Origin of the sequence: Streptomyces sp. MBT53 (genome assembly GCF_016654115.1) — a bacterium.
Lineage (GTDB): Bacteria > Actinomycetota > Actinomycetes > Streptomycetales > Streptomycetaceae > Streptomyces.
On record NZ_JAEQAZ010000011.1, the window covers coordinates 44,431 to 58,487 of the forward strand.

A 14,057-nucleotide genomic window follows, 5' to 3' on the forward strand; every position below is an offset into this window, starting at 1 on the left:
TCCGAACTCCCATGAAACGCACGGCAGTTGCCCTGTCCGCGGTCGCCCTGCTGCTGACCCTGTCCGGCTGCGGCGGCAGCGCGGAGGCCGGTAGCGGCTCCACGGTGACGATCACCGTCGGCTACCAGTCGAAGACCATCAACACCGTCACCGCGGGCACCCTTCTGCGCTCCCTCGGATACTTCGAGCAGCAGCTCGACGCCCTCCACGACGGCCACACCTACAAGGTCGACTGGCAGGACTACGCGACCGGCGCCCCCATCACCGCGCAGATGACCGCCGGGAAGATCGACATCGGCTCGATGGGCGACTTCCCGCTCCTCATCAACGCGGCCCGCGGCAAACAGCTCGGCCAGCCCACCCGGCTGGTCTCCGTCACCGGCTACAACCTGCGCGGCGGCCTCAACACCATCGTCACCGCGCCGAGTTCGCACCTCACCTCCCTCAAGGACCTCAAGGGCAAGAAGGTCTCCACGAGCGTCGGCTCCGCCGCCGACGGCACCCTCGTCCGCGCCCTGCAACGCGCCGGCATCGACCCCGACAAGGGCATCGAGAAGCTCAACCAGCAGCCCGCGGTGGGCGCTTCGGCCCTCACGGCGGGCAGCGCGGACGCACTCTCCCAGTTCGTCGCCTGGCCCGGCCTGCTCGCCTTCCAGGGCCGCGCGAAGGCCCTCTACGACGGTGCCCAACTGAACCTCCCCACCTTCCACGGCGTCACCGCCCGCGAGAACTTCGCGAAGCAACACCCCGCCGTGCTCGACGCGTTCCTCAAAGCCCAGGACCGGGCGACCGACTACCTCACCACCCACCCGGTGACGGCCGCCGAGAAGGTCGCCAAGGCCACCGGCCTGCCCGCCGAGGTCGTGTACCTCTACAACGGCGCCCACGGCATCGCCACCTTCGACCCGGCCCTCAAGCCCCAACTGGTCTCCGCCCTCAAGCAGGACGTCGCGGTCCTGAAGTCGGCGAAGCTCGTCGGGGACGTCGACGTCGACTCCTTCGTGGACGACCAGTACGTGAAGCAGGCCCTGGGCCCGACGGACTACGCCACACAACTCGCCGCGCAGCCGCCGACCGCCGCGAGCGAGGCCTGGCCCAAGGGCGCCGAGCAGACCGTCAGCTTCAAGTCCCCTGCGGAACTGCTGAGTTACGTCTCGGCGCACCGCACCGCCCTCCGCGCCGCCTACGTCCCCGACGCCACCACGGGCACGCTGTGGTTCGCGGACAAGGCGGTGTGGGTGAGCGACGGGTCGAAGGTGCTGCCGTTCGTCGCACCGGCGACCGCGCAGGCGTATGTCACCGCCCACGGGGGCGCCCGGGTCGTGACGTATGCCGAGGCTCTGGAGCAGGCGTCGTGACCCGGTATCCGGGGCGGGCGGGCCGCTCCGCGCTCCGGCTCGGCTCGCTGGCCGCCGCCCTCGGCATCTGGCAGTTGCTGACCAGCCTGAACGTCGACCTGTGGCTGCGTTTCTCGCAGTTCCCCACGGTCGCCGACGTGGCCCGCGCCTTCGCCGACCGGGTCACCGGCGACGACTACTGGACCGACCTCACCGACAGCCTCACCCGCATCCTCACCGGCTTCGCCCTGGCTGCTGTCCTGGGCGTGGCGGCGGGCGTGCTCGTGGCCCGCTCGCGCCTCGCCGAGGACCTGCTCGGCCCGCTCGTCGAGGTGCTGCGCCCGATCCCCGCGATCGCCCTGGTCCCCGTCGCGATCCTCCTGTTCCCCTCCAACGAACAGGGCATCGTCTTCATCACCTGCACGGCCGCCTTCTTCCCCGTCCTGGTCTCCACCCGCCACGCCGTCCGCGCGCTGACTCCCGTGTGGGAGGAGGCGGTTCGCACGATGGGCGGCGGCCGGTGGCGCGTCCTCTTCTCGGTGGTGCTGCCGGGCGCGCTGCCCGGCATCTTCGGCGGTCTGTCGGTCGGCATCGGCGTCTCGTGGATCTGTGTGATCTCCGCCGAGATGATCTCCGGCCAGTACGGAGTCGGTTACCGCACCTGGCAGGACTACACGGTCGTCGACTACCCGGGCGTCTTCGTCGGCATGGTCACGATCGGCCTGCTCGGCTGGCTCACGTCCACGGCCGTCGAACTCCTCGGCCGCCGCCTCACCCACTGGCTCCCGCGCACGTCGTACGTCCCGGTGAGCCGCGCCCCGCGCCGGACGAGCGGTACCGCACCTGCCGTACCGGCGACCGCCACACCCCAGGAGGGCGTGCCCCATGAACAGCTCGTCTGAGGTCAGGTCGCCTTCCGGGACGGATCCGCGGAGCAAGGTGCGGGCCGACTCCGAGAGCGAGGTGAGCGCCGGCTTCGGGGGCGAGGCAGCGTCCACCTCCGGGAGCACGCTGAGGACCGACTCCGGGAGCGAGGCAGCGTCCGCCTCCGGGAGCGAGGCGCCAACCGGCTCCGGGCCCGAGCTGAGGGCTGGCTCCGGCCGCGAGGTGACAGCCAACTCCCGTACCGGCGCAGCCCTTTCGCTGCGCTCCGCCGCCCTCGGCCGCCCCGGCGCCCCCGTCCTGGACGCCATCGACCTCGACGTCTCCCCCGGCGAGATCCTCACCGTCGTCGGCCCCTCCGGCTGTGGCAAGTCCACGCTGCTGCGCACGCTCGCCGGGCTGCTGTCGCCGCTCTCCGGTGAGGTCGCCCAGGACGGCCACCCGCTGACCGGTCCCGGTGCCGACCGTGCCCTGATCTTCCAGGACGACGCCCTCCTGCCCTGGCGCAGTCTGCGCGCCAACGTCGAACTCCCGCTGGCCATCAAGAAGTTGCCGCGCGCCGAGCGCAGGAACCAGGCGACCGCCTGGCTCGACCGGGTCGGACTCGCCGCGCAGGCACGGCAGTTGCCCCACCGCGTCTCCGGCGGACAGCGCCAGCGCGCACAACTGGCCCGCGCCCTCGCCGGAGCGCCCCGCGCCGTCCTCATGGACGAACCCTTCGGCGCCCTCGACGCCCAGACCCGCGCCGGGATGCAGGACCTGCTGGTCGAGGTGTTGCGCGGCACGGGCGCGACCGTCGTCTTCGTCACCCACGACGTGGACGAGGCCCTGTACCTCGGCGACCGCGTCGCCCTCCTCGGCGCGGGCCGGCTCGTCGCCGTACGCGAGGTGCCGCGTCCACGGGACCGTGCCGCGCACGACGATCCCGCGCGCGTGGCGCTGCGCCGCGACGTCCTGACCTCGCTCGGTTCCTGAAAGGCCCCCTGGTGACCACCTCCGTGCACACGCCCCTGGAGATCCCCTCGCTCGCCGAGGCCGAAGAGCTGACCTGCGACGTCCTGGTCATCGGCGGCGGTACGGCCGGCACCATGGCGGCCCTGACCGCCGCCGAGCACGGCGCGAACGTCCTCCTCCTGGAGAAGGCGCACGTCCGCCACTCCGGCGCGCTCGCCATGGGCATGGACGGCGTCAACAACGCGGTCATCCCCGGCCGCGCCGAGCCCGACGACTACGTCGCCGAGATCACCCGCGCCAACGACGGCATCGTCGACCAGTCCACCGTCCGCCAGACCGCCACCCGCGGCTTCGCGATGGTGCAGCGCCTGGAGTCGTACGGCGTGAAGTTCGAGAAGGACGAGCACGGCGAGTACGCGGTCCGCCAGGTCCACCGCTCCGGCTCGTACGTGCTGCCGATGCCGGAGGGCAAGGACGTCAAGAAGGTCCTGTACCGGCAACTGCGGCGGCGCGAGATGCGGGAGCGGATCCGCATCGAGAACCGGGTGATGCCGGTGCGCGTACTCACCGCCGGGGGGCGCGCGGTGGGCGCGGCGGGCTTCAACACCCGTACCGGCGGCTTCGTCTCGGTCCGCGCGGGCGCCGTGATCCTCGCGACCGGCGCCTGCGGCCGGCTCGGTCTGCCCGCCTCCGGCTACCTGTACGGCACGTACGAGAACCCGACGAACGCGGGCGACGGCTACGCGATGGCGTACCACGCGGGCGCCGAACTCACCGGCATCGAGTGCTTCCAGATCAACCCGCTGATCAAGGACTACAACGGCCCCGCCTGCGCCTACGTCGCCAACCCCTTCGGCGGCTACCAGGTCAACCGGCACGGCGAACGCTTCGTCGACTCCGACTACTGGTCCGGCCAGATGATGGCCGAGTTCGCGGCGGAGGTGGCGAGCGACCGCGGGCCCGTGTACCTGAAGCTGAGCCACCTCCCGGAGGAGTCGATCTCCGCCCTGGAGTCGATCCTGCACTCCACGGAACGGCCCACCCGGGGCACCTTCCACGAAGGCCGCGGCCACGACTACCGCACCCACGACGTCGAGATGCACATCTCCGAGATCGGCCTGTGCGGCGGCCATTCGGCCTCGGGCGTACGGGTCGACGACCACGCCCGTACGACCGTCCCCCGCCTGTACGCCGCCGGCGACCTCGCCTGCGTCCCGCACAACTACATGATCGGCGCGTTCGTCTTCGGCGACCTCGCGGGCGCTGACGCGGCCCAATACACCGCGTACGAGGGCGAGTTGCCGCTTTCCCAGCTCCGTGACGCGCACGAGCTGATCTACCGTCCGCTGCGCAACCCGGACGGCGCGCCGCAGCCCCAGGTCGAGTACAAACTGCGCCGCTTCGTGAACGACTACGTGGCCCCGCCGAAGTCCGGCGCCCGGCTGTCGCTCGCCCTGGAGGCGTTCGAGCGGATGCGCGCGGACATCGCCGAGATGGGCGCCCGCACCCCGCACGAACTGATGCGCTGCGCCGAGGTCTCCTTCATCCGCGACTGCGCGGAGATGGCCGCGCGCGCCTCCCTGGCCCGCACGGAGTCCCGCTGGGGCCTCTACCACGACCGCCTCGACCATCCGGCTCGCGACGACGTCTCCTGGTTCCACCACCTCGACCTGCACAAGTCCCCCTCCGGTGCGATGGAGTTCACGGCCCGACCCGTGGCCCCCTACCTGGTCCCGATCGAGGAGTTCACCCCGACCGGCGGTCCCTCCCGCCGACTCGGCGAGGTCCATCCGGAGAACGTGGCGACGGCGGGCTCCCGCGACACGGCTCCGCTGGTGTCCCCGACGGAGCCGTCGGAGGAGCGGGGCACGGACATCCCCACGATCACAACTCCCGCCCCCGGTACGGCTACTGCTCCGGGCCGGTCCTCCTCCCGTCTCCTCGAACTCGTCGCCCTCGCCGAGGAAGAGCCCGAACTCGACGCCCTGCGCCCCTACTTGACCGACCCGGCCTCGTCCGTCCGCCGCGAGGCGGTCACCGTCCTGACGGAGACCCTCCCGCCCGGCACTGGCCCCGCCCTCGCCGAGGCCCTCCGCGACCCCGCCGCCGAGGTCCGCACGGCCGCTGCGGCCTCTCTGCGCGAACTCGTCGAGACACTGCCCCCTTCCCCCGCCCTCCGCGACGGTCTCGCCGGTGCCCTGGCCGAGCCCGACCCGGTCGTCCGCGCCGCGGCCCTTGACGTCCTGCGCGCGCTGCGCCTCGGCGACGCGGACCTGTTCGCCCGCTCCTTGACCGACCCCGACACCGCCGTCCGCATCGAGGCCGTCCGCGCCCTCGTCTCGGTCGACGCCATCGGCGAGCTGGCCCACGCGGCACCGTCGGACCCGTCCCGTGAGGTCCGCGTCACCTTCGCCAAGGCGCTGGGGACGGTGGCGGCAGGACACCTGGGTGACCTCTCAGAGGCCGCGTCCGACACGGGCGCCGAATCCGCTCTCGCCGCCCTCACCGACGACCCCGACGCCCTGGTCCGCGCCGCCGCCTACGGTGCCCTGGGCACCACCGGCTGCCCGGCCCCCCTCGCGATCGGTGCCGTCGCCGCCCTGGCCGACCCGGCCTGGCAGGTCCGGGCCGGCGCCGCCACCGCGCTGTCCGCCGCCGACCCCGACACCGCGGTCCCCGCCCTGGCCAAGGCGCTGGCCGACCCGAACGCCGACGTACGCAAGGCGGCCGTCCTCGCGCTGACCCGGCACCGCACCACCGACGCCCGCGCGGCCCTCGCCACGGCGACCGCCGACTCGGACGCGGACGTCAGGGCGTACGCGACCCGCGCGCTGTAGCGGCCGCCCCTACATGCCGGTCCCCTATATGCCGGTCTCCTATATCCAGTCCTCGGGCTCCGGCTCCGCATCCATCTCGGGCCAGTAGTCCGCACCGGGGTCGACATCCTTCGCCGCCTGAGCCGGTGCCGGTGCGGGTGCGGGTGCCGACGCCCGCACTTGCGCGGGCACCTCCGCTGCGGCCGGCGCCCCGCCCAGCTCCGCCAGCACCCCGATCACGCCCTCCCCGTACGTCGCCAGCTTCTTCTCGCCGACCCCGCTGATCTCCCCCAACTGCCCCACGGACGTGGGCCACACCGTCGCGATCTCCCGGAGCGTGGCGTCATGGAAGATGACGTACGCCGGGACTCCCTGCTCACGGGCCTGCTCCGCACGCCAGGCGCGCAGGGCCTCGAAGGCGGGCTGCAAGGATTCGGGCAGTTCCACCGCCGCGGCCTTCGCCTTGCGCTCGCCCCGGCCGGAGGACGACGACCGCGAGGCCGCCGGCTTCTTCGGCTCCTTGCGCAGCGGCACCTCCCGCTCGCGCCGCAGCACGGTGCCACTCGCCTCGGTGAGCACCAGCGTGCCGTACTCCCCCTCGACCGCGAGCAGTCCCTGTGCCAGCAACTGCCGTACGACGCCCCGCCATTCGCCCTCGGCCAGGTCCTCGCCGATGCCGAACACGGACAGCTGGTCGTGGTCGAACTGGATCACCTTGGCCGTGCGGCGCCCCATGAGGATGTCGACGATCTGCACGGCGCCGAACTTCTGGCCCCGCTCGCGCTGCAGCCGTACCACCGTCGACAGCACCTTCTGCGCGGCGACCGTGCCGTCCCAGGTCTCCGGCGGGGTGAGGCAGGTGTCGCAGTTGCCGCAGGCCGCCGCGTCCGGGTCCTGCCCGAAGTAGGCGAGCAGTTGGCCGCGCCGACACTGTGCCGTCTCGCAGAGCGCGAGCATGGCCTCCAGGTGGGCGGCGGCGCGGCGGCGGAACGCCTCGTCGCCCTCGCTGGACTGGATCATCTTGCGCTGCTGTATGACGTCGTTAAGGCCGTACGCCATCCAGGCCGTGGAGGGTGCTCCGTCACGCCCCGCACGCCCCGTCTCCTGGTAGTAGCCCTCCACCGACTTGGGCAGGTCGAGGTGGGCGACGAACCGTACGTCCGGCTTGTCGATGCCCATGCCGAAGGCGATGGTCGCGACGACGATCAGGCCGTCCTCGCGCAGGAACCGGGACTGGTGTGCCGCGCGGGTGCCCGAGTCGAGGCCCGCGTGGTACGGCACCGCCTCGATGCCGTTGCGGGACAGGAACTCGGCGGTCGCCTCCACGGACTTGCGGGAGAGGCAGTACACGATGCCCGCGTCGCCCGCGTGCTCCTCGCGCAGGAAGCTCAGCAGCTGCTTCTTGGGGTCGGCCTTCGGCACGATCCGGTACTGGATGTTGGGCCGGTCGAAGCTCGCCACGAAGTGCCGGGCGTCCGGCATCTTCAGCCGCTGGGTGATCTCCTTGTGCGTGGCGTCCGTGGCCGTCGCCGTGAGGGCGATCCGCGGGACGTCCGGCCAGCGCTCGCCCAGGAGGGAGAGGGAGAGGTAGTCCGGGCGGAAGTCGTGGCCCCACGAGGACACGCAGTGCGCCTCGTCGATCGCGAACACCGAGATCTTGCCGCGCGAGAGCAGGTCCAGGGTGGAGTCGAGCCGCAGCCGCTCCGGCGCGAGATAGATGAGGTCCAGCTCGCCGGCGAGGAACTCGGCCTCGACCACACGCCGCTCGTCGAAGTCCTGCGTCGAGTTCATGAACCCGGCGCGCACCCCGAGCGCCCGCAGCGCGTCCACCTGGTCCTGCATCAGCGCGATGAGCGGGGAGACGACAACGCCCGTACCGGGTCTGACCAGGGACGGAATCTGGTAGCACAACGACTTGCCGCCGCCGGTCGGCATGAGGACCACGGCGTCGCCGCCGGCCACCACATGCTCGATGACCTCTTCCTGCGCGCCGCGGAAGCTGTCGTAGCCGAAGACGCGGTGGAGCGTGGCCAGTGCCTCGCTCTCGCCGTGTGCCGTCGGCGTCCGTACTTCGGTCGTCACAACCGTCCCGCCCATCCCGTGCATCGCTCGTCCCCCGTACGTCGTCCCTCGACCACTGCGTCCACGATAGGGCTCCGCGCTGACAGCGTCGGAGTTATCCACAGGCCGGTGGCGGTGACCGGGTGTGGTCAGTCGAATGGCTCCCGTCACATGGCGCGACCACTGCGGCCGGAACATGCTGCTCGGGCGGGCCTGGGGAGGTCCGCCACGCCACCGAACGGACGGCGCGCCGTGCGCGGGCGCCTCCCGAAGTCCAAGGAGCCCCACCATGTCCTCTCGGTCCCTGCAGGGCGCCGTCAAGACCGCCGTCGCGGTGGCGACGGCCGCGGCCTTCGCGCTGACCGCCGCCCCGGCCCACGCCGCGTCCGACGACCCCGACCCGTCCGTGTGGACCACGCTGAGCAAGACGTACCAGGCCACCTCGAAGTACGGGTACGAGGCGTTCGCCGCGGGCGGCGGCTACGCACGTACCGACACCTGTGTCTCCGACCCGACCGAGGGCGGCATGGGCTACCACTACGTCAACTACAAGAACATCGATTCACTCGATCCGGCGAAACCGGCGGCTCTGCTGTACGCGGACGGGTCCGACTTCGTCGAGGGGCGCCGGCTGGTCGCGGTCGAGTGGGTGGTGAAGGACTCGGGGCAGGCGGCGCCGACACTGTTCGGGCAGACCTTCCAGAAGGACCAACTCCCGGGCTACTTCACCCTCCACGCCTGGATCTACAAGCCCAATCCCAAGGGCCTGTTCGCCCCCTGGAACCCCGAGGTCGTCTGCCCGAAGGCCTGACCGACCGCACGCGCACGAAGGCCCCGGCCCCCGCGAGGGGAACCGGGGCCTTCGGCCCGTACTCGGCGTCAGCGGGCGAAGACCCCCGCCTGGTTCGCCAGGTCCAGGAAGTACTGCGGGGCCACACCGAGGACGAGCGTGACCGCCACGCCGATCCCGATCGTCGCCATGGTCAGCGGGGACGGGACCGCGACGGTGGGGCCGTCGGGCCGCGGCTCGCTGAAGAACATGAGCACGATCACGCGGATGTAGAAGAACGCCGCGATGGCGGAGGAGAGCACACCGACCACGACCAGCGGGGCCGCGCCACCGGCCGCCGCCGCCTTGAACACGGCGAACTTCCCGGCGAAGCCGGCCGTCAGCGGAATGCCCGCGAAGGACAGCAGGAACACCGCGAAGACGGCCGCGACCAGCGGCGACCTGCGCCCGAGCCCCGCCCACTTCGACAGGTGCGTCGCCTCGCCGCCCGCGTCCCGTACGAGGGTGACGACCGCGAAGGCACCGATCGTCACGAACGAGTACGCGCCCAGGTAGAAGAGCACGGACGAGACGCCGTCCCGGGTGGTCGCGATGACACCCGCGAGGATGAAGCCCGCGTGCGCGATCGACGAGTACGCCAGGAGCCGCTTGATGTCGGTCTGGGTGATCGCGACGATCGCGCCGCCCAGCATCGTGATGATCGCGACGCCCCACATGACGGGCCGCCAGTCCCAGCGCAGGCCCGGCAGCACGACGTAGAGGAGCCGGAGCAGCGCTCCGAAGGCGGCCACCTTGGTGGCGGCGGCCATGAAGCCGGTGACCGGGGTCGGCGCGCCCTGGTAGACGTCGGGCGTCCACATGTGGAACGGCACCGCGCCCACCTTGAACAGCAGCCCCATGACGATCATCGCGCCGCCGATGAGCAGCAGCGCGTCGTTGCCCATGGTGTCCGCGAGGGCGGGGTTGATGTTGGTGATGGAGCCGTCGACGACCTGCGCGATCGTGGCGTACGACATCGAGCCCGCGTAGCCGTAGAGGAGCGCGATGCCGAAGAGGGTGAACGCGGAGGCGAAGGCGCCGAGGAGGAAGTACTTGACCGCGGCCTCCTGCGACAGGAGCCGCTTGCGGCGGGCCAGGGCGCACAGGAGGTAGAGCGGGAGGGAGAAGACCTCCAGGGCCACGAACAGGGTCAACAGGTCGTTGGCGGACGGGAAGACGAGCATTCCGGAGACCGCGAAGAGCAGGAGCGGGAAGACCTCCGTGGTGGTGAACCCGGCCTTGACGGCGGCCTTCTCGCTGTCGCTGCCGGGCACGGACGCGCCCTGCGCGGCGAAGGAGTCGACGCGGTTGCCGTGCGCCTCGGGGTCGAGGCGCCGCTCGGCGAAGGTGAACAGGCCGACGAGGCCGGACAGCAGGATCACGCCCTGGAGGAACAGGGACGGTCCGTCGACCGCGATCGCGCCCATGGCCGCGATGTGCGCCTTGGTGGTGCCGTATCCGTCCGCCGCGAGTGCCACGACCGCCGCGAAGGCGGCGCAGAGGGCTACGACGGAGACGAACACCTGGGCGTAGTAACGGGACTTGCGCGGGACGAACGCCTCGACCAGTACCCCGATGAGCGCCGCGCCGAGGATGATCAAGGTGGGCGACAATTGCCCGTACTCGATCTTCGGTGTGGGGATCTTCGAGATCGGGTCCGCGCCTGCCGCCGTTGTCCACAGGCTGTGGACGGCTGTTGCGCTCACTTGGCCGCCTCCACCGAGGGCTTGGGATCCTTCTTGTGTACGTCGGACAGGGTCTGCTTGACCGACGGGTTCACGATGTCCGTGATCGGCTTCGGGTAGACGCCGAGGAAGATCAGCAGCACGATCAGCGGGGCGACGACCAGGAGTTCACGCGGTCGCAGGTCCGGCATCGCGGCGACCTCGGGCTTCACCGGGCCGGTCATCGTCCGCTGGTAGAGGACGAGGGTGTACAGCGCGGCCAGCACGATGCCGAAGGTGGCGATGATCCCGATCGCCGGGTAGCGCGAGAACGTGCCGACCAGGACCAGGAACTCACTCACGAAGGGCGCGAGTCCCGGCAGCGACAGGGTCGCCAGGCTGCCGATCAGGAAGGTGCCGGCGAGCACCGGTGCCACCTTCTGCACCCCTCCGTAGTCGGCGATCAGACGCGAGCCGCGCCGCGAGATCAGGAAGCCGGCGACCAGCATCAACGCGGCCGTGGAAATACCGTGGTTGACCATGTAGAGCGTCGCGCCGGACTGGCCCTGGCTGGTCATCGCGAAGATGCCCAGGATGATGAACCCGAAGTGCGAGATCGACGCGTACGCCACCAGCCGCTTGATGTCCCGCTGTCCGACCGCGAGCAGCGCCCCGTAGATGATGCTGATCAGGGCGAGGACGAGGATGACGGGCGTCGCCCACTTGCTGGCCTCCGGGAAGAGCTGGAGGCAGAAGCGGAGCATCGCGAAGGTGCCCACCTTGTCGACAACTGCCGTGATGAGCACGGCGACCGGGGCGGTGGACTCCTGCATGGCGTTGGGCAGCCAGGTGTGCAGCGGCCACAGCGGCGCCTTCACCGCGAAGGCGAAGAAGAAGCCGAGGAACAGCCAGCGTTCGGTGTTGGTCGCCATGTGCAGCGTGCCGTTGGCCCGCGCCTGCGCGATCTCCGCGAGCGAGAAGTTCCCGGCCACCACGTAGAGGCCGATCACGGCCGCCAGCATGATGAGCCCGCCGACCAGGTTGTAGAGCAGGAACTTGACGGCGGCGTACGACCGTTGGGTGGCCGCCGCCTCGTCGCCGTGCTCGTGGGCCCGGTCCCCGAAGCCGCCGATGAGGAAGTACATCGGGATGAGCATGGCTTCGAAGAAGATGTAGAAGAGGAAGACGTCGGTGGCCTCGAAGGAGATGATCACCATCGCCTCCACCGCAAGGATGAGGGCGAAGAAGCCCTGGGTGGGCCGCCAGCGCTTGCTGCCGGTCTCCAGGGGGTCGGCGTCGTGCCAGCCGGCCAGGATCACGAACGGGATCAGCAGGGCGGTGAGCGCGATGAGCGCGACCGCGATGCCGTCCACACCCAGCTCGTAGCGGACCCCGAAGTCGGCGATCCAGGCGTGGGACTCGGTGAGTTGGTAGCGGTCGCCGCCCGGGTCGAAGCGCACCAGGACGACGATGCCCAGCGCGAGCGTGGCCAGCGAGACGAACAGCGCCAGCCATTTCGCGGCGGTGCGCCGGGCGGCCGGGACGGCGGCCGTGGCCACCGCCCCGAGGGCCGGGAGCGCCGCCGTCGCTGTCAGGAGGGGAAAGGACATCGGTATCAGACCGCCCTCATCAGCAGGGTCGCGGCGACGAGGATGGCCGCACCGCCGAACATCGAGACCGCGTACGACCGCGCGTAGCCGTTCTGCAGCTTGCGCAGCCTTCCGGAGAGGCCGCCCATGGAGGCCGCCGTGCCGTTGACGACGCCGTCGACCAGGGTGTGGTCGACGTAGACCAGGGAGCGGGTGAGGTGCTCGCCGCCGCGCACCAGGACGACGTGGTTGAAGTCGTCCTGGAGGAGGTCGCGGCGGGCGGCCCGGGTGAGCAGCGAGCCGCGCGGGGCGACGGCCGGGACCGGGCGGCGCCCGTACTGCGCCCAGGCGATCCCGACGCCGATGACGAGCACGACCATGGTGGCCAGGGTGACCGTCAGGGCGCTGACCGGGGAGTTGCCCTCCTCGTGGCCGGTGATGGGCTCCAGCCAGTGCAGGAAGCGGTCACCGATGCCGAAGATGCCGCCGGCGAAGACCGATCCGAAGGCCAGCACGATCATCGGGATCGTCATCGTCTTCGGGGACTCGTGCGGGTGCGGCTCGTTGGCGTTCTCGTCGGGCTGCCAGCGCTTCTCTCCGAAGAACGTCATCAGCATCACGCGCGTCATGTAGAACGCCGTGATGGCCGCGCCCAGCAGGGCCGCGCCGCCGAGGATCCAGCCCTCGGTGCCGCCCTTCGCGAAGGCCGCCTCGATGATCTTGTCCTTGGAGAAGAAGCCGGACAGGCCCGGGAAACCGATGATGGCGAGGTAGCCGAGGCCGAAGGTGATGAAGGTGATCGGCATGTACTTCCTGAGGCCGCCGTACTTCCTCATGTCGACCTCGTCGTTCATGCCGTGCATGACCGAACCGGCGCCGAGGAAGAGGCCTGCCTTGAAGAAGCCGTGCGTCACCAGGTGCATGATCGCGAAGACGTAGCCGATGGGGCCGAGTCCCGCGGCGAGCACCATGTAGCCGATCTGCGACATGGTCGAGCCGGCGAGGGCCTTCTTGATGTCGTCCTTCGCGCAACCGACGATCGCACCGAAGAGGAGCGTGACGGCGCCGACGACGGTGACGACCAACTGCGCGTCCGGTGCCGCGTTGAAGATCGCTCCTGAGCGGACGATCAGGTACACGCCGGCGGTCACCATGGTCGCCGCGTGGATGAGGGCCGAGACCGGGGTCGGGCCCTCCATCGCGTCGCCGAGCCAGGACTGCAGCGGCACCTGGGCGGACTTGCCGCAGGCGGCGAGCAGCAGCATCAGGGCGATGCCGGTGAGCTTGCCCTCGGAGGCGTCACCGACGTGGCTGAGGACCGGCCCGAAGGCGAAGGTCCCGAACGTCGTGAACATCAGCATGATGGCGATCGACAGGCCCATGTCGCCGACCCGGTTGACCAGGAAGGCCTTCTTCGCCGCGGTGGCCGCGCTGGGCTTGTGCTGCCAGAAGCCGATCAGCAGGTAGGAGGCGAGACCGACGCCTTCCCAACCGACGTACAGCAGAAGGTAGTTGTCGGCGAGGACGAGGATCAGCATCGCCGCGAGGAACAGGTTCAGATAGCCGAAGAAGCGGCGGCGGCGCTCGTCGTGCTCCATGTACCCGACCGAGTACAGGTGGATGAGCGAGCCGACACCGGTGATCAGCAGGACGAAGGTCATCGACAGCTGGTCGAGGCGGAAGGTGACGTCCGCCTGGAAGCCCTCGACGGGGACCCAGGTCCACAGGTGCTGCATGAGCGTCCGGTGCTCGGCGTTCTTCCCCAGCAGGTCGGTGAAGAGGACGACACCGATCACGAAGGAGGCGGACGACAGGAGCGTGCCGATCCAGTGGCCGACGGCGTCGAGCCGCCGGCCGCCGCACAGCAGTACGACCGCTCCGAGCAGAGGCGCCGCTACCAGCAGCGCAATCAGGTTCTCCACGAT

9 protein-coding genes are annotated in these 14,057 nt (G+C 70.7%); 5 read left to right on the plus strand and 4 right to left on the minus strand.

Annotation, left to right across the window (positions count from 1 at the left end):
• Positions 1-11: 11 nt before the first annotated feature.
• From JHN45_RS06495 to JHN45_RS06510, 4 genes are all read left to right on the plus strand, one after another.
• A complete protein-coding gene (locus JHN45_RS06495) occupies positions 12-1,358 on the plus strand; it encodes an ABC transporter substrate-binding protein (RefSeq protein WP_200716341.1) in 1,347 nt (448 codons plus the stop codon).
• A complete protein-coding gene (locus tag JHN45_RS06500) occupies positions 1,355-2,239 on the plus strand; it encodes an ABC transporter permease (protein WP_200716340.1) in 885 nt (294 codons plus the stop codon). Before JHN45_RS06495 ends, JHN45_RS06500 begins: the two co-directional genes overlap by 4 nt.
• A 181-nt stretch (positions 2,240-2,420) precedes the next feature.
• Complete coding sequence (locus JHN45_RS06505) at positions 2,421-3,194, plus strand: ABC transporter ATP-binding protein (protein ID WP_200716345.1); 774 nt, start codon at positions 2,421-2,423, stop codon at positions 3,192-3,194.
• 11 nt (positions 3,195-3,205) lie between these two features.
• A complete protein-coding gene (locus JHN45_RS06510) occupies positions 3,206-6,010 on the plus strand; it encodes a fumarate reductase/succinate dehydrogenase flavoprotein subunit (RefSeq protein WP_201048347.1) in 2,805 nt (934 codons plus the stop codon).
• 39 nt (positions 6,011-6,049) lie between these two features.
• On the opposite strand, the gene recQ is transcribed toward JHN45_RS06510, so the two are convergent.
• The gene (gene recQ / locus JHN45_RS06515) at positions 6,050-8,086 is read right to left on the minus strand and encodes a DNA helicase RecQ (RefSeq protein WP_201048348.1); all 2,037 of its coding nucleotides are present in this window, start codon (positions 8,084-8,086) and stop codon (positions 6,050-6,052) included.
• A gap of 253 nt (positions 8,087-8,339) precedes the next feature.
• On the opposite strand from recQ, the gene JHN45_RS06520 reads away from it, so the two are divergent.
• Complete coding sequence (locus JHN45_RS06520; RefSeq protein ID WP_201048349.1) at positions 8,340-8,861, plus strand: hypothetical protein; 522 nt, start codon at positions 8,340-8,342, stop codon at positions 8,859-8,861.
• A 68-nt stretch (positions 8,862-8,929) separates the two neighbouring features.
• Here JHN45_RS06520 and nuoN read toward each other — a convergent pair whose 3' ends face one another.
• The 3 genes from nuoN to nuoL are packed head-to-tail and all read right to left on the minus strand — an operon-like array spanning position 8,930 to position 14,054.
• Entirely contained in the window at positions 8,930-10,585 is a 1,656-nt protein-coding gene (gene nuoN / locus JHN45_RS06525) for an NADH-quinone oxidoreductase subunit NuoN (protein WP_200711419.1), read from the minus strand.
• The gene (locus JHN45_RS06530) at positions 10,582-12,153 is read right to left on the minus strand and encodes an NADH-quinone oxidoreductase subunit M (RefSeq protein ID WP_200711420.1); all 1,572 of its coding nucleotides are present in this window, start codon (positions 12,151-12,153) and stop codon (positions 10,582-10,584) included. The genes nuoN and JHN45_RS06530 overlap by 4 nt, the downstream gene beginning before the upstream one ends.
• 5 nt (positions 12,154-12,158) lie before the next feature.
• A complete protein-coding gene (gene nuoL, locus JHN45_RS06535; RefSeq protein WP_201048350.1) occupies positions 12,159-14,054 on the minus strand; it encodes an NADH-quinone oxidoreductase subunit L in 1,896 nt (631 codons plus the stop codon).
• Positions 14,055-14,057 lie beyond the last annotated feature (3 nt).

What these genes read in the sequence shown, in the direction of transcription:
- JHN45_RS06495 (WP_200716341.1), top strand. Translation starts at nt 12, where the DNA reads ATGAAACGCACGGCAGTTGCCCTGTCCGCGGTCGCCCTGCTGCTGACC.
- recQ (WP_201048348.1), bottom strand. Translation starts at nt 8,086, where the DNA reads ATGGGCGGGACGGTTGTGACGACCGAAGTACGGACGCCGACGGCACAC.
- JHN45_RS06520 (WP_201048349.1), top strand. Translation starts at nt 8,340, where the DNA reads ATGTCCTCTCGGTCCCTGCAGGGCGCCGTCAAGACCGCCGTCGCGGTG.
- JHN45_RS06530 (WP_200711420.1), bottom strand. Translation starts at nt 12,153, where the DNA reads ATGTCCTTTCCCCTCCTGACAGCGACGGCGGCGCTCCCGGCCCTCGGG.